The 24,456-nt window shown below is 63.4% G+C and carries 21 protein-coding genes; 9 read left to right on the top strand and 12 right to left on the bottom strand.

What is annotated here, in order from left to right:
* Nucleotides 1–4: 4 nt before the first annotated feature.
* A complete protein-coding gene (locus tag FKM97_RS26330; protein ID WP_170240903.1) occupies nt 5–292 on the bottom strand; it encodes an FAD assembly factor SdhE in 288 nt (95 codons plus the stop codon).
* Nucleotides 293–497: 205 nt separating this feature from the next.
* On the opposite strand from FKM97_RS26330, the gene recG reads away from it, so the two are divergent.
* The gene (gene recG, locus FKM97_RS13225; protein ID WP_144292878.1) at nt 498–2,615 is read left to right on the top strand and encodes an ATP-dependent DNA helicase RecG; all 2,118 of its coding nucleotides are present in this window, start codon (nt 498–500) and stop codon (nt 2,613–2,615) included.
* Here recG and FKM97_RS13220 read toward each other — a convergent pair whose 3' ends face one another.
* The 5 genes from FKM97_RS13220 to FKM97_RS13200 form a co-directional block, all read right to left on the bottom strand.
* Complete coding sequence (locus FKM97_RS13220; RefSeq protein WP_144292877.1) at nt 2,616–3,962, bottom strand: SPOR domain-containing protein; 1,347 nt, start codon at nt 3,960–3,962, stop codon at nt 2,616–2,618.
* Between the two features lie 72 nt (nt 3,963–4,034).
* A complete protein-coding gene (locus FKM97_RS13215; protein ID WP_144292876.1) occupies nt 4,035–4,829 on the bottom strand; it encodes a hypothetical protein in 795 nt (264 codons plus the stop codon).
* A gap of 88 nt (nt 4,830–4,917) precedes the next feature.
* Nucleotides 4,918–5,451: a hypothetical protein gene (locus tag FKM97_RS13210; RefSeq protein ID WP_144292875.1), complete on the bottom strand. Its 534-nt coding sequence runs from the start codon at nt 5,449–5,451 to the stop codon at nt 4,918–4,920.
* 70 nt (nt 5,452–5,521) lie between these two features.
* Nucleotides 5,522–6,727 carry an O-succinylhomoserine sulfhydrylase gene (metZ, locus tag FKM97_RS13205; protein WP_144292874.1) on the bottom strand — a complete coding sequence of 402 codons (1,206 nt, stop codon included), beginning with the start codon at nt 6,725–6,727 and terminating at the stop codon, nt 5,522–5,524.
* Between the two features lie 7 nt (nt 6,728–6,734).
* Nucleotides 6,735–7,136, bottom strand: a complete 402-nt coding sequence (locus FKM97_RS13200; RefSeq protein ID WP_144292873.1) for a rhodanese-like domain-containing protein — start codon at nt 7,134–7,136, stop codon at nt 6,735–6,737.
* A gap of 191 nt (nt 7,137–7,327) precedes the next feature.
* Between FKM97_RS13200 and FKM97_RS13195 the strand changes: the two genes are divergently transcribed.
* From FKM97_RS13195 to FKM97_RS13175, 5 genes are all read left to right on the top strand, one after another.
* Complete coding sequence (locus FKM97_RS13195; protein WP_144292872.1) at nt 7,328–9,787, top strand: GcvT family protein; 2,460 nt, start codon at nt 7,328–7,330, stop codon at nt 9,785–9,787.
* Between the two features lie 190 nt (nt 9,788–9,977).
* A complete protein-coding gene (locus tag FKM97_RS13190; protein ID WP_144292871.1) occupies nt 9,978–11,027 on the top strand; it encodes a catalase family peroxidase in 1,050 nt (349 codons plus the stop codon).
* Complete coding sequence (locus FKM97_RS13185) at nt 11,024–11,587, top strand: cytochrome b (protein WP_144292870.1); 564 nt, start codon at nt 11,024–11,026, stop codon at nt 11,585–11,587. Before FKM97_RS13190 ends, FKM97_RS13185 begins: the two co-directional genes overlap by 4 nt.
* 66 nt (nt 11,588–11,653) lie before the next feature.
* Nucleotides 11,654–13,096: a methylenetetrahydrofolate--tRNA-(uracil(54)-C(5))-methyltransferase (FADH(2)-oxidizing) TrmFO gene (trmFO, locus tag FKM97_RS13180; protein WP_144292869.1), complete on the top strand. Its 1,443-nt coding sequence runs from the start codon at nt 11,654–11,656 to the stop codon at nt 13,094–13,096.
* A 166-nt stretch (nt 13,097–13,262) separates the two neighbouring features.
* Nucleotides 13,263–14,546: an O-acetylhomoserine aminocarboxypropyltransferase gene (locus tag FKM97_RS13175; RefSeq protein ID WP_144292868.1), complete on the top strand. Its 1,284-nt coding sequence runs from the start codon at nt 13,263–13,265 to the stop codon at nt 14,544–14,546.
* Here the strand turns inward: FKM97_RS13175 and FKM97_RS13170 are convergent.
* Nucleotides 14,528–15,622: a COX15/CtaA family protein gene (locus tag FKM97_RS13170; RefSeq protein WP_144292867.1), complete on the bottom strand. Its 1,095-nt coding sequence runs from the start codon at nt 15,620–15,622 to the stop codon at nt 14,528–14,530. The genes FKM97_RS13175 and FKM97_RS13170 overlap by 19 nt on opposite strands.
* 85 nt (nt 15,623–15,707) lie before the next feature.
* Between FKM97_RS13170 and FKM97_RS26325 the strand changes: the two genes are divergently transcribed.
* Nucleotides 15,708–15,926 (top strand): DUF2842 domain-containing protein, encoded by a 219-nt coding sequence (locus FKM97_RS26325; RefSeq protein ID WP_170240902.1) that lies wholly within the window; start codon nt 15,708–15,710, stop codon nt 15,924–15,926.
* Here the strand turns inward: FKM97_RS26325 and FKM97_RS13160 are convergent.
* Entirely contained in the window at nt 15,923–16,978 is a 1,056-nt protein-coding gene (locus tag FKM97_RS13160) for a polysaccharide deacetylase family protein (RefSeq protein ID WP_144292865.1), read from the bottom strand. The two genes, FKM97_RS26325 and FKM97_RS13160, sit on opposite strands and share 4 nt — an antisense overlap.
* Before the next feature lie 118 nt (nt 16,979–17,096).
* On the opposite strand from FKM97_RS13160, the gene FKM97_RS13155 reads away from it, so the two are divergent.
* Complete coding sequence (locus FKM97_RS13155) at nt 17,097–18,290, top strand: GNAT family N-acetyltransferase (protein ID WP_170240901.1); 1,194 nt, start codon at nt 17,097–17,099, stop codon at nt 18,288–18,290.
* A gap of 75 nt (nt 18,291–18,365) precedes the next feature.
* On the opposite strand, the gene FKM97_RS13150 is transcribed toward FKM97_RS13155, so the two are convergent.
* From FKM97_RS13150 to FKM97_RS13135, 4 genes are all read right to left on the bottom strand, one after another.
* On the bottom strand, nt 18,366–19,160 hold the full coding sequence (locus FKM97_RS13150; protein WP_144292863.1) for an amino acid ABC transporter ATP-binding protein: 795 nt from the start codon (nt 19,158–19,160) through the stop codon (nt 18,366–18,368).
* A gap of 9 nt (nt 19,161–19,169) precedes the next feature.
* Complete coding sequence (locus tag FKM97_RS13145) at nt 19,170–20,501, bottom strand: amino acid ABC transporter permease (protein WP_205014976.1); 1,332 nt, start codon at nt 20,499–20,501, stop codon at nt 19,170–19,172.
* Nucleotides 20,502–20,504: 3 nt separating this feature from the next.
* On the bottom strand, nt 20,505–21,695 hold the full coding sequence (locus FKM97_RS13140) for an amino acid ABC transporter permease (protein WP_144292862.1): 1,191 nt from the start codon (nt 21,693–21,695) through the stop codon (nt 20,505–20,507).
* Nucleotides 21,696–21,894: 199 nt separating this feature from the next.
* Nucleotides 21,895–22,914, bottom strand: a complete 1,020-nt coding sequence (locus FKM97_RS13135; RefSeq protein ID WP_144292861.1) for an amino acid ABC transporter substrate-binding protein — start codon at nt 22,912–22,914, stop codon at nt 21,895–21,897.
* Nucleotides 22,915–23,208: 294 nt separating this feature from the next.
* Here FKM97_RS13135 and metC point away from each other — a divergent pair, with 294 nt between their 5' ends.
* A complete protein-coding gene (gene metC, locus FKM97_RS13130; protein WP_144292860.1) occupies nt 23,209–24,384 on the top strand; it encodes a cystathionine beta-lyase in 1,176 nt (391 codons plus the stop codon).
* The last annotated feature ends 72 nt before the right edge of the window (nt 24,385–24,456 follow it).

Here is a 24,456-nt window from a genome sequence, read left to right as displayed (position 1 = left end):
GGATTCAACTGCCTGAATAATCCGCCGGCGCGAAGCACTGGGCCATGATCTCCCGCACCAGCGGGGTGTCGTAGTCTGCGGGCACGTCGGCACGGCCCATGAACCATTCCAGCATCTCGCCGTCGGAAAGATCGGACAGGCGCTCGATCTCACTCAGCTCGGCATCGGAGAATCGATCCATATTGGCGGCAACGAAACCGCCGAAGATGAGGTCCATCTCCTTCATTCCGCGATGGGCGCACCGCCAGGCGAGCCTGCGTCGGCGCATTTCATCGTCCGAATGTTCCGTCATGACCTCGCCCGCCGCCCGTGAATTCTGTATGGGTTGTGCCGTCGAGGCTTCATAGGCGCTCGCCCCCTGATGATGCAAGTTTGACCGGAGAGACACCGTGCTGCCTGCTGCAGCCGAGACTGCCACGATGCCTGCCGATATGGAGGCTGAACCCGCTCCTGTCGAGGCCCGCGGTGCAGCCCATCGCATGATCGCGAGCTAAAACATGCGTCCGTCGGATCTCAACCCGCTCTTCGCCTCCGCCGTCTCCCTGCCAGGGATCGGCGCCAAGGTGGAACGGTTGCTCGCGAAGCTCCTGTCTTCGGGGCCGCGGCCGGACAAAGCACCGGTGCGGGTTGTCGATCTTCTCTGGCACCTGCCCGTGGTCCTCATCGACCGGAGACTGCGGCCAAAAATCGCCGAGCTGCCGGAGACCGGCGTGGTCACCGTCGAGGTCACGGTCAGCCGCCACCTTCCCAGCAGCCGCAACAGCAGAGCCCCCTACCGAATCGAGTGTTTCGACGACACGTCGCTGATCACCCTCGTCTTCTTCCATGCCCATGGCGATTATCTGCGCAAGCTGCTGCCGGAGGGGTCGCGACGTTTCGTCAGCGGGCGCATCGAATGGTTCGGGGGCGTGCCGCAGATCGCCCATCCCGACCATATCGTGGCGCCGGAAGACCTCGACCAGCTGCCCCTGCTCGAGCCCGTCTATCCCATGACCGCGAGCCTCGCGCCCAAAACCTTGCGAAAGGCGATCGAAGCCGCTCTGACCCATGTGCCTGAGCTGCCGGAATGGCAGGACCGGGCATGGCTCCACCGGCAGAAATGGCTGAGCTTTTCCCAGTCGGTGCAGCGCGTGCATCACCCGCAGGAGGCCGCCGACCTCGAGCCAAATGCAATCGCCCGCGCCCGGCTCGCCTATGACGAATTGCTGGCCAACCAGCTCGCCTTGAGCCTGGTGCGCCGGCAGCTCAAACGCGCCAGCGGGCGGCGGACGGCCGGAGACGGGCATCTGCGCGACAGGATCGCCGCCGCACTCCCCTACCAGCTGACCGGTGCTCAGATTTTCGCATTGTCGGAGATCCTCGCCGACATGAGCGCGGACCAGCGGATGCTGCGGTTGCTGCAGGGGGATGTGGGCTCCGGCAAGACGGCGGTTGCGCTCATGGCCTTGGCTGCCACCGTGGAAGCCGGATTTCAAGGAGCGCTCATGGCGCCGACGGAAATCCTCGCCCGGCAGCATCTGAGAACGCTGCAGCCACTGGCAGACGCAGCAGGCCTGCACCTCGCCGTGTTGACCGGACGCGATACGGGGGTCGCCCGGCGCAAGACGCTGGAGCGGCTGGAGGCCGGCGAGATCGATATTCTCATTGGCACCCACGCCTTGTTCCAAGAGGATGTGACGTTCCGGGCGCTGGGGCTCGTGGTAATCGACGAGCAGCACCGATTTGGCGTGCACCAGCGGCTGGCCCTGCAGGCCAAGGCGGGAGGCAAGGCGGACATGCTGGTGATGACCGCCACGCCCATTCCGCGCACCCTGTCGCTCACGCTTTACGGGGACATGGACGTGTCGCGGATCACGGAAAAGCCGCCGGGCCGGCAGAAGATCGACACCCGGGTGACCGCGATCGAGCGGATCGAGGAGGTGGTCGGCGGGCTGGACCGCGCCTTAGCACAGGGACAGCGCGCCTATTGGGTCTGTCCTCTGGTCGAGGAGAGCGAAGGCGAGGACGAGCGCGCTGCGGCAGAGGCGCGCTTCAAAGCCCTCGACGCACGCTTTCCGGGCCGCGTGGGGGTGGTCCATGGGCGGATGAAAGGCCCAGACAAAGATGCCGTGATGGCACGGTTCCAGGCGGGGGAGATCTCGCTGCTGGTCGCCACGACGGTGATCGAGGTCGGCGTCGACGTGCCGGAGGCGACCATCATGATCATCGAGAATGCCGAGCGCTTCGGGCTTGCCCAACTGCATCAGCTGCGGGGCCGTGTGGGGCGAGGAGACCGGCCCTCGACGTGCCTGCTGCTCTATCAGGGGCCGCTCAGCGAGACGGCCACGGCTCGACTCAAGATCATGCGCGAGACAGAGGACGGCTTTCTCATCGCCGAAGAGGATCTTCGGCTTCGTGGCGCGGGCGAGGTGCTGGGAACGCGTCAGTCAGGATTGCAGAGCTTCCGGATCGCTAACATCGAGACCCATGGGGAGCTGCTGGCGGTCGCCCGGGACGACGCCATGCTGGTCCTGTCGCGGGACCCCGACCTCATGGGCGAGCGCGGACAGGCACTGCGCACCCTGCTTTATCTGTTCGAACGCGACGAGGCGGTCCGGCTCCTTCGCGCGGGCTGATCAGTCGGACTTGGTGACGAAACAGGAGAGACCGCGCGATTTCAGGGAGCCGCAGGTCTTGGCGGCCTCCTTCTGACTATCGAACCCCGCCAGCCGCAGCCGATAGAATATGCCCTTGGCCCCCAGATCGGCGCGCATCACAACGGCCTGCTGATCCTTCAAAACAGTCTCGTGCTTGGCGGAAAGCTTCTTCCAGACACCCCAGGCGCCCGCTTCGTTCTGGGCCGAGGACAATTGGATCAACCATCCCTTCGGCTCAGCAGAGGCAAGCGGCGCCGAGGCGATGGGCGATGGCGAGGCATCGCTGACCGGTGCCGCGGTTTCGGCGGTCGCGACCTTCACCCGCTTGGGCTCCGGTTGGGCCGGCGTCGCCTCGCTGGTCGCCAGCAATGTGGCGGTGGCTTGCGCGGCTGCAGGCTTGCGCGACTTGATCGAGGCCAAAGGCGCGATCGAGGCGACCTTGGCGGGACGCGGTGCATCATCGTCAAGCAGATGAGCGGGTGGCGTCACGGCCGTGGGCAGGTTTGAACCCGTCCCCGCTTGGCCCGCCGCACCGACCGAACCAGTGATCATGGCGCTGTCAACGCTCGCCACCTGCTGGCCCAGAGTCTCGGCGCCGGATGAGGAGATCGAGGCCGGACGAACTTCGGCAGAGGCATCCCCAAAGGCTGGGCCGCCCAGGCTCGCAAGCTTCTGTCGGGCCTCGGCAAAGTCCGGCTTGGCCATGAGCGCGCGATTCAGCTCGTTCTTGGCATCGTCGGTGCGACCCAGTTCCTCGAACACCAAGGCGCGTGCGAAATAAGCGAGCTGCGGACGGCTGAAATCGTTCTCGATGGCCTTATGGAAGTCCGACAGCGCGTAATAGGGCTTGTTGCTCTCGCGCATGACGAGGCCGCGGCTCATATAGGCTTCCGCAAAGGTCGCGTTGAGGAACAGCGCGTTCGTGAAGTCCTCGATCGCCAATCCGGGCTGGTTGAGCTTGCGATAGGCCAGTCCGCGATTGTAAAGGGCGATCGCCCGGGTGCGGGCATCCAGGGCATCCAGAGCCAAGGCATCGCCATAGTCCTCGGCGGCCTTGGCGTGCAGACCCTGGCGCTGATAGGCGAGCCCACGATTAAGCTCAGCCTTGGCCTTGGCCTCCCTGGCGATGCCCGGCGTGCCGATTACCGCGCTAAATTGCTCGATGGCCCGCTTGAGATCGCCCTTCTGCAGCGCAGCGCTGGCTGCCTCGGAAAGTTGCTCAACCGTGTTGGATGAAGTGCTACCAGCTGCAACGGCCGGTCCCGCCAAGGCCAGGACCAGTCCCGCCACCACTGTGCTCTGCCGCAAAAACGCTACCGTGCTCATGTGGATAATATCGCATGGCACGGTTAATGAAAGATTGAGTCCCGCAGCTTCCGTTTCGCTGTCTAAATCCTTTCAATGAGCGAAGAGAGTATCGTAGCCCGATGGCAGGTGAGACACATCCCCTGCCAGCCCCTCCGACACCATCGATGCGAGCGGCAGCGGAGGTTCCGGCCGCGGCGGAGGCCAGGGCAGAGCCTGAGGATCCTGCCAGAAGGAGACCACATGGCCACTGGTCTTGTCGCTGATCTCGGCTGAAAAATAGCGTTCGGCTTCCGGATAATGGCCGCGGCGGAGCGCTTCCGAATAGGGGAGTTCGTTGGGACTGACTCCTGCCGGCGAATTCTTTCCCGCAGCGATGAACAGATCCGCGACGTTCTTGACCCGTGTCCCCGGCGGCAGATAGTGCTCGACAAGGCTCTTGGGGATGGCTGACGCCGGGCCATCCCGCCATACCGTGAGAGAGGCCTCGGGATTCAGCTTCAACCATGCCGACGCCTTGTCTTTGAGGCTCGGCAATGGCGTCATCTCCGCCACGACCCGCTCCAGGGGGATCTCAGAGGCCCTGACCCCTGGAAAAGCGTCGAGCAAATTGCGGCGGGAGCTTTCGCTGATCTCGTTGAAGAGGTCATTCTCGGCAAGCCGGCTGAGGCCGCTCTGTCCGAAGAGCGACTGCATCGCGGTGGAATCCCGCTCACTGAAGAAGAAGTGATTGGGGATGTCCGGCCTCTCCAGTTGCGCGAGCCTCTCCACCGCAAGCTTCTCCACCATTTGCGCGATCGGATATCCGCTCCGCGCATCATCGAAAAAGGCGAGATTGATTGTCTTGGGCTGACGCCAGCCCAGAAGGCCTAGACCGGATTTAAGCATGAGGCATCACAGGAAAGTCGGCAGGGACTCACACCATTTTTTATGAGTCGGCATGACCGCAGAGACAGGCTTCGCAGTCCATTCATCCTCAGAGGATGCCATGATGGTCGAAAAAATCGCTCCGGTTGGGCGTGGTGAAATCATCCAGATCTTCTTCAGCCATTGCAACCAGTGAGTCCGAGCGGACCTTTGGAGAGGTCGGCCACACATGGAAGGGATCGTCAAACAGATCGAAAACCTGGCCCCCCATCGTTCCCTTGATGACGCCTTTGGCCAACGTCATAGCGTCGCCGATCCTGCGGTCTTGGACTGCCTCGACATAGGCATCGTCGAGAAATGGGCGTTGGGGACGCTGGGCGGAGAAGATCTCAGCTGTATTCGCGAAGCGCACAGCTGGGTTGAAGAGTGAGGGGCGGTAGTGCTGCCCCACGGCCTGATGATCGTCCACAGTGTCTTGATAGAGCGTGACCCTTGCGGCGGGGTTCAGATCCCGCCAGGCATGGAGCTGCGCGACGCCCGCCGCGTCCATCGTTTTGAATGTAACAAGATGCAGATTTGGCTGAGCTGGAGCTTCGGCGGAGGTCGCCGCTGCGAGCGGCTGAGAATGGATCGCGTTCAACACTTCAGTAACTCACGTTATCAGTTCTGCAACTTATACTTGCAATTCTGAAAACGTCAACCTTGCAGTGAAGTCAGCTTAGCGCATTCGAAAGATCGCTGAGCAGATCCTCAACCTCCTCAAGCCCGACCGACAGGCGCAGCATGCCTTCGGTAATCCCCATGGTCGCCCTCGCCTCTTCGCCGATATTCCTGTGAGTGGTGCTCGCCGGATGGGTGATGAGCGACTTGGCATCGCCGAGATTGTTGGAGATGTCGATGATGCGCAGCTGCCGAAGGGCGTCGAACGCGCGGGCGCGGCCACCCTTGACGAAGAAGGTGACGAGAGTGCCACCGGCCTTCATCTGTCGCATCGCCAGATCCCTCTGGGGATGGCTTGGCAAGGTGGGATACAAGACCCGCTCGACAGCAGCCATGTCCTGCAACGCCAAGGCGATCCGCTCGGCGGCGGCGCATTGAGCAAGAACGCGCAGCTTCAGGGTCTCCAGTCCCTTCAGCATCACCCAGGCATTGAAGGGGCTGAGCGAGGGACCGGTATGGCGGAGGAAGGGCTTCAGCTGCTCTTCCTTGAACTTGGCCGTCGACAGGATCGCCCCACCCAGACAGCGGCCCTGGCCGTCGATATGCTTGGTGCCGGAATAGACGACGATGTCGGCGCCCAGGGTCATCGGCTTCTGCAGGACGGGGGTGGCAAAGACATTGTCCACCACCACCATGGCGCCATGCTCATGGGCGATGTGGGAGACCGCTTCAAGGTCGATGATCTCTAAGCCGGGATTGGAAGGGCTCTCCAAAAAGGCGCATTTCGTCTGGCGGGTGAAGGCCTTGCGCCACTGGTCGAGATCGCCGCTGTCGACGAGGGTGTAGGTGATCCCGAAACGCGGCAGAATCGCTGTGATGATCTGATAGCAGGACCCGAACAAAGCCCGGGAGGCAACGATGTGATCGCCGGCGCGCAGCTGGCAGGCCAGGGCGCCGAAGACGGCCGACATGCCGCTGGCGGTACCGTAACAGGCCTCCGCGCCTTCCAGAAGACGCAAGCGCTCCTCGAACATGGTGACGGTGGGATTGCCGTAGCGGGCGTAGACATAGCCTTCCGCCTCGCCGGCAAACCTCGCGGCAGCGGTCTCTGCGTCCGGATAGACGAAGCCCGAATTGAGGTAGAGAGCCTCCGACGTCTCCCCGTGCGGTGAACGGCTCAAGCCGCCCCGCACCAGCCGTGTCGCCTCACCCCAGGCGGCGGGATCTGCCCGGCCGCGGTCAGAACTGTCCTTGGTCACGCGTCGATCACCCCTGAACCCATGGGAGGCCGGCGTGTTTCCAGCCGTTCACCTTGCCCCGATGACCGTCCATGTCCCGGTCTCCCTCGAAACCGCCAGCGACGTTATAGGCGTTGGCGAAGCCGGAGGCGGCCAATGCGGACGCCGCCGCCGCGGAGCGGACGCCCGAACGGCAGAGCAGATAGATCTCGGCATCTGCCGACACTCCGGCGGCCTTTACCTGGTCCACGAAGCCGCCATTCACCTGCATGGTGGGATAGGCCTGCCAGGAAATGCGCAAAAGATTATCGACAGCCGGCATGCCGACGTAGCCCCATTCCGGTTCGGTGCGCACGTCCACCAGAACCGCGTTCCCCTTCGCCTCAAGCGCGGCAAAGGCTTGTTCAGGCGTCACATCGCCTTTGTACATGGCCGTGATCCCTTCGGAATTGTTCGATTTAACGAACGAAATTGTATAGCCGATGCTGATGGCTACGCCAACACTTTGCCGGCGGCAGTGCCATAGAGGCATTTTTGCGTCGCTTCCAGTCTTTCAAGGAACCGGCCGGCTCGGCTAAGGTCCGCCGCACTACATTTCCCTTTTTCGCGGAGAGCATCCCCATGTCCAGCCGGATCCCAGAACGTGCCGATGTCGTCATCATCGGCGGCGGAATCGTCGGCTGCTCGATCGCCTATCACCTCACCCGCATCGGCATCACCAATGTGGTGCTGCTGGAGCGCAAGACGCTCACCTGCGGCACGACATGGCATGCGGCAGGCCTGGTGGGACAGCTGCGTGCAACGCGCAATCTCACGGAGCTCGCAAAATATACAACGGAGCTGTTTCGTGGGCTGGAGGCCGAGACCGGCATGGCCACCGGCTTCAAGCAAAACGGCTCCATCGCCGTTGCGCTGAACGAAGGGCGGCTCGAGGAATTCCTGCGCGGCGCTTCCATGGGCCGCAGCTTCGGACTCGAGGTCGAGGCCCTGTCGGCGGGCGACATCAAAGAGCGGCTGCCGCATCTCAACGGGGATGGCGTGGTCGGCGGGGTCTTTCTCCCCAATGACGGCCAGATCAATCCGATCGACGCCACCCAGGCCTTTGCCGCCGGCGCCCGGCAGAAAGGCGCCAAGGTCCTGGAGGGCGTCAAGGTCGAGCGCGTGCTGACCGAGAACAGACGGGCCGTGGGCGTGGTGACGGCGGAAGGCGAGATCCGCAGCGACAAGGTAGTGATCACCGCGGGCATGTGGTCGCGCGAGCTCGCAAGGCCGCTCGGGGTCCATCTGCCGCTGCATGCGGCGGAGCATTTCTACATCGTCACCGAGGCGATCGCGGAGCTGCCACGCAATATGCCGGTGACCCGCGTGCCGGACGAATATGCCTATTACAAGGAGGATGCCGGCAAGCTGCTGCTGGGGGCCTTCGAGCCGAATGCGAAGCCCTGGGGAATGGAGGGGATCGCCGAGGATCACGCCTTCGAGACGCTCCCCATGGACATGGACCATTTCGAGCCGGTGCTGGAATTTGCGGTGTCGCGCATGCCGATGCTCGAGACGGCGGGCATCTCGCTGTTCTTCAACGGCCCCGAGAGCTTCACTCCCGATGATCGCTATCTGCTCGGGGAGACGCCGAATGTGAAGGATCTGTTCGTCGCCACCGGCTTCAATTCGATCGGGATCCAGTCCTCCGGCGGCGTCGGCAAGGTGCTGAGCCAGTGGATCAAAGACGGCCATCCGCCCATCGATCTGGCGGATGTGGACATCCGGAGGATGCATCCGTTCCAATCGAACCGCAGCTATCTGCGGGACCGGACGACCGAGACGCTGGGGCTGCTCTATGCCATGCACTGGCCGTTCCGGCAGGTGGAGAGCGCACGCGGCGTGCGGCGTTCGCCCTTCCACGACCGGCTTGTGGCCGCGGGCGCCTGCATGGGCGAGATGAGCGGCTGGGAGCGGCCCAACTGGTTTGCCGCCCCCGGCACCAGGCCCGACTATGAGTATTCCTATGGGCGACAGAACTGGTTCGACAACACCGGCGCCGAGGCCCGCGCGCTGCGGGACAAAGTGGCCCTGTTCGATCAGTCGAGCTTTGCAAAATTCCTGGTGCAGGGCCGAGATGCCTGCCGCATCCTGGACCGCATTTCCGCCAACAAGATCGATGTGGCTCCCGGCCGGCTCGTCTATACCCAATGGCTCAACGAGCGCGGCGGCATCGAGGCGGATCTGACGATCACCCGATTGGCGGAGAGCGAGTTCATGGTGGTGACCGGCGGCGCCAACCAGATCCGCGACCTGACATGGCTCAAACGGCATATTCCCGACGATGCCCACTGCATGGTGACGGACATCACGGCGGGGCTGCCGATGCTGGGGGTCATGGGCCCCCAAGCCCGCGCGCTCCTGCAGTCGCTCACCGGCGAAGACCTGTCGAATGCGGCCTTTCCCTTCGGGACGTCGAAGGAGATCGAGATCGGCTATGCCAGGGTGCGCGCCTCGCGCATCACCTATGTCGGCGAACTCGGATGGGAGCTCTATATTCCGGGCGAGTTCGCGGCCCATGTCTTCGAGACGATTACCGCGGCCGGCGAGGATTTCGGTCTCGCCCATGGCGGCTATCACCTCATGAATTCGGCGCGGATGGAAAAAGGCTACCGGCATTGGGGCCACGATATCGGCGACGAGGACACCCCCATCGAAGCAGGGCTCGGCTTTGCGGTTGCCTATGACAAGCCCGGAGGGTTCATCGGGGACATGGTGCTCAAGAGGCAGCGGGAGGCCAATCGGCAGCCGAAGCGCATGGTGGCGGTCGCCTTGCAGGATGACGGCCCGGCGGCGCCCATGATGTATCACGAGGAGCCCATCCTCAGGGACGGACGCATCATCGGATCGACCACCAGCGGCATGTGGGGCCACCGCCTGGGCAAGTCGCTGGCGCTCGGCTATGTCCGCCACGAGGATGGCGTGACGGCGGAGTTCCTGAAAGAGGGCAGCTTCGAGGTGGAGATCGCCTGGAAGCGCTACCCGGCCGTCGTGCAGCTGCAGCCGTTCTACGACCCGAAATCGGAGCGGGTGAAGGCCTGAGCCGGGGCCCGCTTCCGGCCAACGGGAACGAGCGACGGGGTAAAAAGTGGCGCGGAGCCACCGGATGTTCTCGCCAGTCGTTTCAGAAAAAAGGTTCGCAGGTCAGATAGAGTCTGAAAGAATAGAGCGCTACTGTTGTCGCTGTCCGTCGGCCCCAATGGGACGTCCGCCGATTCAACGGGAGCTTCAAATGTCATCGCGTTCCGGGCTCGGTTCATTGGCGCTGATCGGTGCTGTCGTTGCCGCAGTCGGCGGGCTCTTCGCCTATACCGCTGGATGGCTCTCGCCCGAGCGCCTGACGCCGACTAAGCTCGTGGCCGCCTTCGCACCCCCCGAGGGTGCAGCCCTCGGCCACCGGCGCAATCACGCGAAGGGCATCTGCTTTACCGGGGTGTTCGAGTCCAACGGCAATGGCAGCGAACTCTCCAGGGCGCGGGTCTTCGCCGCCGGGCAGTATCCGGCCCTGGGACGGTTCAACCTGGGCACGGTGGATCCTCACGCAGCCGATGCCACAGTCCGGGTGCGGGGCATGGGCCTGCAGCTTTCCACCCCGGACGGCGGCGTGTGGCGCTCGGCCATGATCAATCCGCCATTCTTCCCGGTGGCGACGCCCCAGGCCTTTTACGGCCTGCTGGAGGCCTCGCACAGCAAGGATCCGGATGCGATGAAGAGTTTCGCAACCGCCCATCCGGAGTTCGCCGTGTTCGGGGCGTGGGCAAAGACTGCGCCCTGGACGTCCAGCTATGCCGAAGATCCCTTCAACAGCCTCAATGCCTTCGTCTTCGTCGACAAAGCGGGCACCGAGCATGTGGTGCGATGGTCGCTTGAGCCGCAGGCGCAGGTCGTGCCGATCTCGGATGAAGAGCTGACAAGGCTCGGACCCGACCATCTCGAGCAGGAGATCACGCAGCGGGTCGCCCAGGCGCCCCAGCGCTGGAGCCTGGTGGTGACCATCGCCGAGCCCGGGGACCCGACAAGCGACCCGAGCCAGGCCTGGCCGGCGGGTCGACGGACAGTCAATGTGGGCACGCTGGTGGTGCAGCAGATCGAAGCCGAGCGCGACGGTCCCTGCCGCGACATCAATTTCGACCCGACCATACTGCCCGACGGCATCCATGTCTCGGACGATCCCTTCCCCGCGGCGCGGTCGGCGGCCTATGCCCGGTCCTACGACCTGCGCACCTCGGAAGCGAAGGACTATCCCTCTCATTTGTCCACTGCGACGAGCCCCTCACAATGACCAGCAACCGCACGCAGTTCACCGTTCTTCAGCGCTCCTTGCACTGGCTCATGGCCGCCTGCATCCTGGCGATGCTGTTCATCGGCGTGGGCATGGTCTCGACCGTCATGCCCAAATATCTCCCCTTGCTGGCGACGCATAAGACGCTGGGGATCTGCATCCTGGTGCTCGCGATCCTGCGGCTGGGGGTCAGACTTCGCCATGGCGCGCCACCGCTGCCGGCGGACATGCCGATGCCGATGAAGCTCGCCGCGAAAGGCTCGCACTACGCCTTTTACGGGCTCATGATCGCCATGCCGCTGCTGGGCTGGGGAATGCTCTCGGCCGGCGCCTATCCCATCGTGCTCTATGGCAACATCCAGCTTCCCGCGATCCTCCCGCAGAGCGACCGGCTCTACACGCTGCTGTGGAGTGCGCATTACTATCTGGCCTTCGCCTTTTTCGGCCTGATCCTGATGCATCTCGCAGCAGCCCTGTTCCACGGATTGGTGCGGCGCGACGGGGTCTTCGAAAGCATGGCGCCCAACCATTCCCGCAAGCGGGTCGCACCGGCGGAATGACGTCGGCTCGGGTGCGGGACGCAACGCCATTTGCCATCATCCTCGCCCGCGACTAGTTTGCGGTGCATGAGCACACCCTCCCCTCTCCACGTCATCGGCGGCGGCCTTGCCGGATCCGAGGCGGCCTGGCAGATCGCCCAGGCCGGCATCCCCGTCATCCTCCACGAGATGCGCCCCGAGCACTCCACGGAGGCGCACAAGACCGACAGCCTGGCCGAACTGGTCTGTTCGAATTCCTTCCGCTCGGACGATGCGGCGAGCAACGCCGTCGGCGTGCTGCACGCGGAGATGCGGGCTGGAGGATCTGTGATCATGGCCTGCGCCGACCGACACCAGGTGCCGGCGGGCGGCGCGCTTGCCGTGGACAGGGACGGGTTTGCGGCCGCCGTCACGGAGGCGCTCACCAGCCACGGCCTGATCAGCATCGCGCGCGGCGAAGTTCCAGACCTGCCGCCGGAGGATTGGGGCAGCAGCATCATTGCCACGGGGCCCCTCACCTCGCCGGCCCTGGCGCAGGCCATCCTCGATCTGACCGGCGAGACGGCCCTGGCCTTTTTCGACGCGATCGCTCCGATCGTGCACAAGGACAGCATCGATTTCGACGTGGCCTGGTTCCAATCGCGCTACGACAAGCCGGGCCCCGGCGGCACCGGGGCCGACTACATCAACTGTCCCCTGGACCGAGAGCAGTATTTCGCCTTCGTCGAGTCGCTCATCCAGGGCGATAAGACCGAGTTCAAGGAATGGGAGGCCTCCACCCCCTATTTCGACGGCTGCCTGCCCATCGAGGTCATGGCGGCGCGCGGCGTCGAGACATTGCGCCATGGACCCATGAAGCCGGTCGGACTGACGAATGCGCATAAGCCGGACGAGAAGGCCTATGCGGTCGTGCAACTGCGCCAGGACAATGCTCTGGGCAGCCTCTACAACATGGTGGGCTTCCAGACCAAGCTGAAGCATGGCGAACAGAGTCGGGTCTTCCGCACCATCCCCGGACTGGAAAGAGCGGAATTCGCACGGTTGGGAGGACTGCACCGCAACACGTTCCTCAACAGCCCCAAATTGTTGGACGACCAGTTCCGCCTGAAGCTCGCGCCGCATCTGCGCTTTGCGGGACAGATCACCGGGGTCGAGGGCTATGTGGAAAGTGCCGCCACCGGCCTTCTGGCGGGACGGTTCGCCGCGGCCGAGCGCCTGGGACAGATTTTGGCGGGGCCGCCTGCGACGACGGCCCATGGCGCGCTGCTGGCCCACATCACCGGCGGGCACCTCGCCATTGAGGATGGCCCGGGGCCGCGCTCATTCCAGCCGATGAACGTCAATTTCGGCTTGTTCCCGGATGTGGAGGTGCCGCGCCTCGAAGGAAAACGGCTTAGGGGCAAGGAGAAATCCGTGGCGCGCAAACACGCCATGAGCCGGCGCGCCTTGGCGGATTTCGACCGGTGGCTGCAGGGCGAGGCCCAAGAACAATCTCACCATGCCGCGCTTCAGGCGGTGGCGCTCTCCTGACGCCCGCTCCCGTTCGTCGAATGGGAAGTGGAGCGGCCAAGCAGGATCGGTTACCCCCCGCACCGGTCGTTCTGTATATCGGACGATTGTTTTTTCTATCAGCCCAGGCTAAGAACTCGCGTCTTTTCACCGGCCGCCGAAGCGGTCGACTTACTGGAGGAAAACCATGGCCCTCGACGGTACAGTAGGATTCGATACCCTGGCGATCCACGCCGGTGCCCAGCCCGATCCGGCAACGGGTGCCCGGATCACGCCGATCTACCAGACCACGTCCTATGTCTTCGAGGATGTCGATCACGCCGCCGCGCTGTTCGGCCTCGAGGCTTTCGGGAATATCTATACCCGCATCAACAACCCGACCCAGTCCGTGCTGGAGGCGAAGGTCGCCGCGCTGGAAGGCGGCACGGCCGCGCTTGCAGTCGCCTCAGGTCATGCCGCGCAGCTTCTGATCTTCCATACCCTGCTGCAGCCGGGTGATGAGTTCATCGCGACCCGCCAGCTCTATGGCGGCTCGATCAACCAGTTCAACCATTCCTTCAAGAAGTTCGGCTGGCACGTGAAATGGGCGGATTCCAACAATCCAGCCTCTATCGAAGCGGCCGCCGGACCGAAGACGAAGGCCATCTTCGCCGAGTCGATCGCCAATCCAGGCGGCCGTGTCACCGATCTCGAGGCCATCGCCAAAATCGCCAAGCGGCTGGGCGTGCCGTTCATCGTCGACAACACCCTGGCGACACCATACCTGATCAAGCCCATCGAGTTCGGCGCCGACATCGTCGTTCATTCGCTGACCAAGTTCCTCGGCGGCCACGGCAATTCAGTCGGCGGCGCGCTCATCGATGCGGGCACGTTCGACTGGTCCAAGGACGGCAAGTACCCCACCCTGTCGGAGCCCTCGCCGAGCTATAACGGCCTCAAGCTGCATGAGACCTTCGGCAATATCGCCTTCGCCATCGCAGCGCGGGTGCTGGGACTGCGCGATCTCGGCCCCGCCATCGCGCCGCTCAACTCGTTCCTGATCCTCACCGGCATGGAGACGTTGAGCCTCAGAATGCAGCGGCACTGCGACAATGCCTTGGAGGTCGCGACATTCCTGAAGAGCCATCCGGCCGTCGGCTGGGTGTCCTATGCCGGCCTGCCGGGCGACCAGGACCATGCCCTGCAGCAGAAATATTCGCCCAAGGGCGCGGGCGCGGTGCTCACCTTCGGCCTCAAGGGCGGATATGATGCGGGAATCAAACTCGTCAGCAAGGTCGAGCTGTTCAGCCATCTCGCCAATATCGGCGATACGCGCTCGCTGATCATCCATCCGGCATCGACCACGCATCGGCAGCTGACGGATGAACAGAAAACCTCAGCCGGCGCGGGGCCCGACGTGGTGCGCCTGTCGGTGGGCATCGAGGACGTCCAGGATCTGATCGCCGATCTCGATCAGGCCCTGACGGCCTGAGGCGCATCCGCCTCGTAGAGCGTGCGATGAAGCATCCACAGGCTGGCGGCGAACAAGATTACCGCCCCGGCCTGATGGATCAGGCCCAGCCAGAGCGGCACCTGATGCACAAGGGTCAGGATGCCGCCGGTCGCCTGCAAAAGCACCAGAACCACCACGGCGATGGCCGCATTCGCAACCCCGCTCCCCGATGCGCGCAGACGCCATGCCTGAGCTAAAGCTGCCAGAGTGATCACGTAAGCGAGAATCCGATGATCGAACTGCACGGTCATCGCATTCTCGAACATGTTCAGCCACCATGGCGACAGGTGCCAGAGGCCCACGGGAATGAGCGCGCCGTCCATGAGCGGCCAGGTATTGTAGCCCATGCCGGCATCCAGGCCGGCTACGAGGCCACCCAGAAGAACCTGTAGAAAAATCAGGCCGGCAACAAGACCCGCACCAAGGCTGCCCGTGGACGGCATGCGGGGCCGGAGCTTGACGCGTCCGAGTTGCAGCACCGTCCACCAGATGACGCCGAAAATCAGCACGGCAAGGCCCAAATGCGCGGCCAGGCGATATTGGCTGACGCTGGTGCGCTCCGACAGGCCGCTGGCGACCATGTACCAGCCCAGCGCACCCTGCAGCCCGCCGAGCAGGAACATCAGCGCCAGCTTCGGAACCAGCGTCCTCTCCAGCCGGCCCGTGGCCCAGAAAAACAGGAAGGGCACGAGAAAGACGATGCCGATGAAGCGGCCGAGAAAGCGATGGGCCCATTCCCACCAATAGATGAATTGGAACTCCTCCAGGCTCATGCCCTTGTTGAGGATCTGGTATTGCGGGATTTGCCGGTATTTGTCGAAGGCTGCCGTCCAGTCGCCATGGGTGAGCGGCGGAATGGCGCCGAGCAAGGGCTTCCATTCGGTAATGGACAGACCGGATTCAGTGAGGCGGGTCGCCCCCCCGACGGTCACCATGGCGATGATCAGCAGCGCCACGACCACCAGCCAGGCGCGGATGGCCGGCCTCGCGCGACGCTGCTTCTCGCTGGCCGCGGCGATCTCGGGACTTGACGCGCTCAGAACGGTTTCGGACATAGCACTCGATTACGTCGCCGCCTCATCGAGGGCAAGATCAGCCAAGAGCACGCGGCAGTGGGTCGCGTCGGAGCAGAGACACGTCATGTTCAGCCTTCCCCGCCGCATTCGCAAGCTCATCGGCACGGTGGTCCTGGTCGTGTTCATCATCGTCTATTGCCTGGCCGCCATGGTCTATGGCGCCACGCATATGCCGGGGGCTTCGGTCTGGGCGCAGACCCTGTTCTATCTGATCGGCGGGCTCCTGTGGGTGATCCCCGCCATGGCGATCGTCTCGTGGATGCAGAAGCCGGATGCCTCCTAGCGCCGAAGAAGCGTGCGGGCAAGGTCGCGGGCGGCGAAAGGCAGGCCGCCGAGCAGCACGTCGAGATAGTCCAGGCGCTGGTAGTCGCCATTGAGGGAGAGCCGCGGCAGGCCAGTCAGCTGGCCGGCATGGTTCGCCTTGATCACACCCTTGGCGGTCGTGACCGCTGCCGTGAACCCGGCCTCGACTGCCAGGTCGAAGTCCCGCGGCCCGGCCGAGCCCTCATCGCCATAGGGATAGGCGAAGAATTGGGGCCGCACTCCAGTCTCTGCTGCCAGCCGATCGGCGGAGCGCCTCATCTCGGCGAGGGCCTCCTCCGCCGGCAGCCTTGCCACAGCATAATGGTTGATCGTGTGGGCGCCAATCGTACAGAGGGGATCTTCAGCGAGGGTGCGGACCGCATCCCAGTCCATCGCCACCGAGCGGCAATAGAGGTCGACGTTGATCCCGTAGGCACTCGCGAAACGCCGGATCCAGCGGCGCTGCTCATGTTCCTCCATCCGCCGAACCGGCCAGTACAAGGCCATGAAGGCGCTCATCTTCTGTTCGGCCGTTTGTGCGGCGAGGCGGAGACGTTCCCCCTCGATTTCGGCGTGCACCGCGTCGTTGTCGTGGATGGCCAGCTCAAGGATGCGCCACCATAATTCGCAGGTTCCATCGGTAATCGCCGGTGCGAAGAAAATCGTGTAAGGCGCGTTCGCGACTCGGAAAACCGGAACGGCGTGGTCGATATTATCTTGATATCCGTCGTCGAGGGTCAAGACCACGAAGGGCCTGCCGGAATCGCCGGTTCTGAGCCGCTCCACGGCATGCGCGAGGGAGACGATCTCGTAGCCGCGCGCCCGGACATGGTCGATGACGGCCGCTAAGAATTCGGGTGTGATCTCAAGGCCGCGATTGGGGGCAAAGCCCGTGTCCGTGCCGCCACCCGGACGGACGTGGTGCAGCATTAAAATTGCACCCCGCCCCCGAAAGGCAGGCGCCAGGATTCTCGCCGCGCCGCTCGCGTCCAGGAACTTCAGAGCCAGTTGAATGAGGCGCGGGTCTTGCATCGGCGATCATGTCCAGTTCTGCCTGTGCCAGAACGGTCCCGCTTGGGATTTCAGGCACATAGGCTCAGCCGAGAGGTCCACCGTGGCATTGCCAGGCCTTCACTTCGAAGCAAGACCAATGCCACGCCTGAAGGTCGCCGCCAAGCCGGCCCCCGTCCAGGGAACCCGGAGCATCCATCCGCCTCTCCAGCTCTCCTGCCATGCCGATTTCGACGCGCTGGGCGAGGCGTGGCGGGACCTGCAGGCGCGCGGTCTGGGGACGTTCTACGACACCTGGGAATGGTGCTCGGCCTTCCTGGAGACGATCGGGCGCACCGCAGGGATCGAAGCCAGAATCATCATGGGACGGCGCCCTTCCGGCGAGATCGCCTTCCTGCTGCCGCTCGCCATCGTGACGCGGTCTCACTGCCGGATCCTGACCTGGGCCACGGCGCCCACCCTAAATTACGGCTTCGGTCTCTACGACCGAGGTTTTCTCAAACAAGCGGGCTGCGACTTGCAGCCCTGGTGGCCTGCCATCGTGAAGGCCGTCGGGCCGCATGATGCGGTGCATCTGACGGCGCTGCCGGCAGAATGGCTCGGCACTCCGCACCCGTTGCGCCTCCTGTTCACGAGCCGCAGCGCCAATGACGGCTATGTGACCGCGCTGACCGGGGATTACGAGACCCTCCATGCCGCGCATCGGTCGAGCGGCTCGCGACGGGCGGCGCGCAAGCGGGATGCACGACTGGCCCGGACCGGCACCGTCCGCTTCGGACTGCCGCAACGGGGAGCCGAGGAGGCCGCTGCGATCGAGACCTTGTTCGCACAGCATCAGCAGCGCATGAAGGAAATGGGCATCTCCTGCGGGGACCAGGCGCCAGAGAGAGCCTTCCTGCGCGCGCTGGCGGCGCGGAGCGGGGCCGAGGGACCAAGGCTGGCGCTCTACCGCCTCAGTGTGGACGACGAAAGCCTGGGGATCGCCTGCGGGGGCATCCATGACGGCACGTTTCACGCGCTGGTGCTGTCCATGGCCGGCAGCCGCTGGCGGTCCTTCTCGCCAGGCGATGCCGTGCTGCGGCGGGCGATCGAGGCGTGCACCACGGCCGGCCTTGCGCATTTCGATTTCGGCGCCGGTCAGGGCAACTACAAGGATCCCTGGATCGATCGACGCGTCGCCCTGCATGAGATGGTCAGGGGGATCACCTTTCGCGGCCTGATCTATACGGGCGCGGTTCGGCTCGGCATTTGGGTCAAGCGCCGCATCAAGACGAACCCGAAGCTCTGGGCTCTCGCCAAGCGCCTGCGCCGGGGGCTTGCCTCAGGAGGGTGATCGGTCAAAGCCGGGATCATATCGCCCGGGCGCCTCCGGACTGGACCGACATCCAGCCGCAATTCCTGTCAAACGCTAGTGCAGGATCTGGCTGAGGAACATTTTCGTCCGTTCGCTCTTCGGCTTGGTGAAGAACTCGGTCGGCTCGTTCTGCTCGACGATCTGGCCCTCATCCATGAAGATCACCCGATTGGCGACCTGGCGGGCGAAGCCCATCTCGTGGGTCACGCAGAGCATGGTCATCCCCGACTGTGCCAGATCGACCATGACGTCGAGCACCTCCTTGATCATTTCGGGATCGAGGGCCGAGGTCGGCTCGTCGAAGAGCATTATGCGTGGGTTCATGCACAAAGCGCGGGCGATGGCGACGCGCTGCTGTTGGCCGCCGGAGAGTTGGCCCGGATATTTCTTCGCCTGCTCCGGGATCTTCACCCGGGTCAGGTAGTTCATGGCCAGTTCCTCGGCCTCCTTCTTCGGCATCTTGCGGACCCAGATCGGCGCGAGCGTCAGGTTCTGCAGGATGGTGAGATGGGGAAACAGGTTGAAGTGCTGGAAGACCATGCCGACCTCGCGGCGGATCTCGTCGATCTTCTTGAGATCATCGCTCAGCTCGATGCCATCGACGATGATCGTTCCCGATTGATGCGCCTCCAGGCGATTGATGCAGCGGATCAAAGTGGATTTGCCGGAGCCCGACGGGCCGCAGATCACGATGCGCTCGCCCTTGTAGACCGTGAGATTGATGTCGCGCAGCACGTGAAAATCGCCGAACCATTTGTTCATCTCCACGATCTGCACCGCGACTTCGGGCTCGCCTTCCGCAGCGGAGAGTCCTCGATCGTTTGCAGAAGAAACGGCAGCTTCGGCCATGTCAGCTCCTCACCTTCTCATCCCGGCTCCGAGGCGGTGCTCCATGAAGATGGAATACCGGCTCATGGAAAAACAGAAAATCCAATAGATCAAGGCTACGGCGAAATAGCCAGTGGCTGCGGTCTGAGGCGTCGACCAGCGCGCATCGGCGAGACCGGCATGAAGGATGCCCAACAGATCGAAGATGCCGATGATGCTGACCAGTGTCGTGTCCTTGAACAAGGCAATGAAGCTGTTGACGATCCCGGGGATGACGATCCGCAACGCCTGGGGCAGGATGATAAACTGCATCATGCGCCAATAGGGCAGTCCCACCGCCGCCGCTGCTTCGTATTGACCCTTGGGGATCGCCTGCAGCCCGCCCCGGATGACCTCCGCCATATAGGCCGCGGAAAACAGGGCAACGCCGATCAGGGCGCGCAACAGCTTGTCGACGGAGGTGCCCGCCGGCATGAACAAGGGCAGCACGACGCTGGCCATGAACAGGACGGTGATCAAGGGCACGCCGCGCCACAGCTCGATGAACATGATCGAGAGCATCCGTACCACCGGAAGCCTCGAGCGTCGGCCGAGGGCCAGAATAATGCCGATAGGCAAGGAGGCCACGATCCCGGTGATGGCCACAACCAACGTCACCAGCAGGCCGCCCCACAACGATGTCTCGACGGCAACCATCCCAAAGTCGAATCCGAGCAGAGCATAGAGCAGGACGAGACCGAGGGCGACCTTGACCCAGAGGCGCAAGGCGGAGGGCACGTCGACCATGCCGGCACCGCGGCCCAAGAGGACAATTAAGACCAGAGCGATCGCGAGAAGAATGACAAGGAGCAGCCAGTCGGAGGCCTCGATGGCGAAATGGCCACCGGTCAGCAGGATCAGGGTCAGAATGGGATAGACGATCAACAGGAACAGCGCGTTGGCGCGCTTGTAGGGAGCGGAGGGGATCATCATGGGAATGAGCGCCAGGGCGCCCACGATATAAACGATGTTGACCCGCCATCGCTGGTCCAGGGGATAGAGCCCGTAGACCCATTGGGGAAATTTCGCGCGAACGAAGGCCCAACAGGCTCCGGCCGGCGTTGCGCGATCGGTCGAGAGGCAGGCCTCACGGTCGGCTCCGTCCCAGATGCCGCGCAGTATCGCCCAGTCGATCACCGACCATGCGACCGAGACGATCACGTAGAGGCCGACCACCGTCAGCGCGGCATTGAGCCAGCTCGAGAACAGGTGGGCGTGCATCCAGCCGATGACGCCACGCTCGGAGACGGGCGCAGGTCGCTGCGGCAGGCTTTCCGTCCGCACAAAAGCCGGCACGCGAGGCGCGTTGGGTTCGCCGGTCATGGCCTAACGCTCCACCAGCGCAATCCGCGCATTGAACCAATTCATGAAGCCGGAAGTCAGCAGGCTCAAGGTCAGATAGACCGCCATCCAGAGCGAGATCACCTCCACCGCCTGTCCCGTCTGATTGAGAACCGTACCGCCGGTGGCGACGACATCGGGATAGCCGATGGCGACAGCCAGGGAGGAGTTCTTCGTCAGATTCAGATATTGATTGGCCAGAGGCGGCACGATCACACGCATGGCCTGGGGCACGACGATCAGGCGGAGGATGGACCCGCCCCGAAGTCCAAGGGCGTTTCCAGCCTCGGTCTGGCCCTTGCTCACCGCCTGGATGCCAGCACGCACGACTTCGGCGATGAACGAGGCGGTGTAGATGGAGAGGCCCAGGAACAAGGCAACAAATTCGGGGATCATGTTGATGCCGCCGACGAAGTTGAAGCCCTGCAATTCCGGATAGGTGAAGTTGACGGGGACCCCGTTGATGATGAGGGACAGGGCCGGAAGGCCCAAGATCAGGGCCACCGACACCCACAAGCGCGGCAGGCGCTGCCCGGTCTGCTCCTGGCGGCGTTTGGCGTAGATGTTGAATATGGCCGTCAGAACGACAGCGAGGCCGAGAGCCGCCAACACCCAGATCATGCGGCTGCCGAACAATGGAAAGGGCGCGTAAAGGCCGCGATTGTTGACGAAGAAGAGATCGGCGAAGGAATGGCTTTCGCGCGGGGAAGGCATGGATTTCAGGACCGCCCGATACCAGACGAAGAGCTGCAGCAGCAGCGGCACGTTGCGGATCACCTCAACATAGGCGGCGGCGATCTTCGAGATCAGCCAATTCTTCGACAGCCGCATAATTCCGATCACGAAGCCAAGGAGCGTCGCGGCGACGATCGAAAGACCGGCCACCAGGAGGGTATTCAGCAGGCCGACGACGAAGGCGCGGCCGTAACTCGACACTTCCGAATAGGGAATAAGGGTCTGGACGATGCCGAAGCCGGCCGTGTTCTCCAAGAAGCGGTAGCCGGAGGCTATGCGCCGCTCCTGGAGATTGGTGACCGTGTTGTCGATGATCTCCCAGGCAAACCAGCCAACCACCAGGATCAGCAGTGCCTGGGACAGAATTCCCCGGATCTTGGGATCATTCCAGAAGGATGTCCTCGAATCCCGGGCGCGCACCTCGTCGGTGACCGCACTCATCGCATTCTCTCACCCCGTACCGGATCGGCTAGTCCGGTCGCCCGCAAGGGCCAGGTGCCCGCAACCGCGAGCGGCTTCGTCCGCCCTGCCGCCCGATGCCACTTGTCCCGTTGATCGGGCTCTCGATTGCGGACCGGTCGGAGCGACAGCTCAGACAGCGAACCGTGCCGACCCCCTCGGCCAGCACGGTTCGAAAGCGTCACCGGACGGGCGGTGCGTATTGAATCCCGCCCTTGTTCCAGAGCGCGTTCAGACCGCGGGCTATGCCAAGCGGCGTGTCCGGACCGATATTGCGATTAAACACCTCGGCATAGTTGCCGACGTTCTTGATGAGGTTCACCGCCCAATCATTGGTGAGCCCAATGCCGGTCCCGAAATCACCCTCGAGGCCTAAAAGCCGGCGGATCTCCGGATTGGTGGAATTCTTCATGTCCATGACGTTCTGCGCCGTGACGCCGAGTTCCTCGGCATTGATCTGAGCGAACAGAACCCATTTCACGATGTTGAACCACTGCGGATCGTTCTGGCGGACGACCGGTCCCAGGGGCTCTTTCGAAATGATCTCGGGGAGAACGATGTGGTCATCGGCATTGGCAAGCTTGAGCCGCGTCGAGTACAGACCGGACTGATCGGTGGTCAAGACATCGCAGCGACCGGAATCATAGGCCTGGTTGACCTCCTCGTTGTTCTCGAAGGCCACGACCTGATAGGTCATGTTGTTGGCGCGGAAATAATCCGCCAAATTGAGCTCGGTGGTCGTGCCGGTCTGGGTGCAGACGGAGGCGCCATTGAGCTTCAAGGCACTGTCGACGCCGAGAGACTTGCGCACCATGAAGCCCTGGCCGTCATAGTAATTCACGCCGGTGAATGTCAGGCCCAGGCCGGTGTCGCGCTGCATCGTCCAGGTGGAATTGCGGGCCAGAAGGTCGATTTCGCCCGATTGAAGGGCGGTGAACCGCTCCTTGGCGGAAAGAGGAGTGAACTTAACCTTCGTTGCATCGCCGAAGACGGCAGAGGCCACGGCACGGCAGAAGTCCACATCCATGCCCGTCCAGTTGCCCTTGTCGTCCGGCGCACCGAACCCCGGCAGACCGGGGTTGACGCCGCATTGAATGAATCCCTTGGCCTTCACATCCTCAAGGGTCGTTGCCGACGCAGCCGTTGCCGCAGCCACCCCAAGGGTGGCGCCGAGCACCAGCGAAAGCAGCTTTGTTTTCATTGATTAGTCCTTTTCACCGGTATGGGCCGGCATACCAACAACGCCCCTCGCGCGGTCACCGGATCGGTCTTACCCGTCCGCCGACATATGGCACCACCTTAAGACCCTGGTTTTTTCTGGTCCTGCAAGAATGCCCTGCATCCTTGCACTGCATCGGAGCCGAATTTGCTTATGAGGTCAAGAGGATCGCAGCGGCCTTGCGGCATGCCGCACAAGTTTGGTTGACTGAAGCCGCTCGCAGGGCTCCCCTTTGAGCAGAGGCTCACACCCCCGTCAGGAAACGGATCACCGCAGATGCGAGACAAATTGAGACCGCTGGAGACCTATGCGCTGGAAACGCAACTCACGAAAGCGGGCATGGGGTATACCGAGCACGGTTTCGTCAATCCCGGCGTCTATCACTGCTCCACCGTGCTCTATCCCAGCGTCGAGGCGTTGCACGCACGCACGCAGCCTTATCTGTATGGCCGGGGCGGCTCGCCCACCCATCGGGCGTTCGAAGAAGGGGTCACGGCCATCGAGGGTGGCGAGGCGACGCTGATCTGCCCATCGGGTCTGTCCGCCATCACGACGGCATTGCTGACCTTCGTCTCGGCAGGAGACCATATCCTGATGCCGGACCCGGTTTATCGTCCGGCGCGCCATTTCTGCGATACCGTCCTGGCCCGCATGGGCGTGCAGACAAGCTATTACGATCCGCTCATCGGCGGGGACATTGCTGGCCTCATCCGCCCCGAAACCCGCATCGTCTATACGGAGCAACCCGGATCGCAGTCCCTCGAAGTGCAGGACCTTCCGGCCATCGCTGCCGCGGCGCAGGCGCAGAACGTCCTGGTCATGCTCGACAATACCTGGGCCACGGGACGGTTCTTCAACGGCTTCAAGCATGGCGCCGATATCGTGGTCACGGCCGCCACGAAGTATTTCGGAGGCCATTCGGACGTGATGCTGGGCACGATCACCAGCAGGAAGAGCCACTTCAAGGCACTCGACGATACTCATCATGCCTTCGGTATCGCGGTTGGACCCGACGACGTCTATCTCGGCCTGCGGGGACTGCGCACGCTCGACGTCCGGCTCGAGCGGCACATGAAAAGCGGGCTGGCGGTCGCCCGTTGGCTGCAGGCGCGCCCCGAAGTCGAGCGCGTGCTCTACCCCGCCCTGCCCGAAGATCCGGGGCACGCGCTGTGGAAGCGGGACTTCACGGGCGCCTCCGGCTTGTTCTCGGTCATTCTGAAGCCCGTGAGCGATGCCGCCGTCGCCGCCATGCTGGACGGTTTGTCGCTGTTCGGGATGGGCTACAGCTGGGGGGGCTATGAAAGCCTGGTCGTGCCCTTCGACCCCCGATCCTACCGCAGCGCCACACGTTGGGATGCGGGCCCTGCCCTGCGCTTCCATATTGGCCTCGAAGCCGTGGACGATCTGGTGGCCGACCTCACGGATGGATTCGCCCGGATGGCGAGGGCGTGAGCAAGCCAGGCTCTTTGAAACAGGGGCGCGGCACCCTATGTCGAGCGCTCGTTTGCATTGCGAGGAACATAG

The organism is Rhodoligotrophos appendicifer (genome assembly GCF_007474605.1).
Classification (GTDB): domain Bacteria; phylum Pseudomonadota; class Alphaproteobacteria; order Rhizobiales; family Im1; genus Rhodoligotrophos; species Rhodoligotrophos appendicifer.
This window is presented reverse-complemented; position numbering and strand designations above follow the sequence as displayed.